The sequence below is a fragment of the Psychrobacter sp. TB20-MNA-CIBAN-0197 genome (assembly GCF_040309765.1).
Lineage (GTDB): Bacteria > Pseudomonadota > Gammaproteobacteria > Pseudomonadales > Moraxellaceae > Psychrobacter > Psychrobacter submarinus.
Window position 1 is genome coordinate 1 of sequence record NZ_JBEOPC010000080.1, and the last position, 879, is coordinate 879.

An 879-nucleotide genomic window follows, 5' to 3' on the forward strand; every position below is an offset into this window, starting at 1 on the left:
CAAAGCAGTATGACCCTGAACTTATGAGTGCGCTTGAAGAGGTAAAACGCCTAAAGCGACAGCTTAAAGTTGCCGAAGAGGAGCGCGAGATCTTAAAAAAGGCGACGGCGTACTTCGCGAGAAACAGTTAGTCAGGTACGCCTTTATCAAAGACAACCAGTTCCTCTTTCGCATCACCACTATGTGCCGTGTGTTAAGGGTTAAGCCATCAAGCTATTACGACTGGCTAAGTCGTGATCTCAGCGACCAACAGATACATCGCAACCAGTCTGAATTACTGGTTAAAGCGGCTCACAATGAAACGAAAGAACGTTATGGCGCAGATCGACTGCATGCTCATCTAAGCGAGCAAGGCCATAACATTAGCCTGTATATGGTAAGAAGCATCAAAGAGCAACACGGCATTAAATGTCGTAGTCATAAGCGCTTTAAAGTCACCACCGACTCCAATCACAACAAGCTGGTCTATCCAAACGTGCTCGATCAGAAGTTTGACACCAGTCGCCCTAACCAAGCATGGGTAAGCGATATTACCTATATCTGGACACATGAGGGCTGGTTGTATTTAGCGGGAGTCAAAGACTTATATACCAAAGAGCTGGTCGGCTATGCGATCAACAAACGCATGACCGCAGATTTGGTCTGTCGCGCATTGAACATGGCCATCAGGAATAAACGTCCAAACAAAGGGCTAATCGTTCATTCAGACAGAGGCAGTCAGTATTGCAGTCACGCCTACCACAAGACCATTAAGCAGCATCAATTTATAGGCTCAATGAGCGGCAAAGGCAACTGTTTCGATAACGCTCCGATAGAAAGCTTCTGGGGCACATTAAAGAATGAGCTGGTATATCATCAAGACTATAAAACAAGGTTCAC

1 pseudogene is annotated in these 879 nt (G+C 45.8%); it reads left to right on the forward strand.

What is annotated here, in order from left to right:
• A pseudogene (locus AAEY83_RS12735) lies at positions 1-879 on the forward strand (IS3 family transposase); the annotation flags it as partial.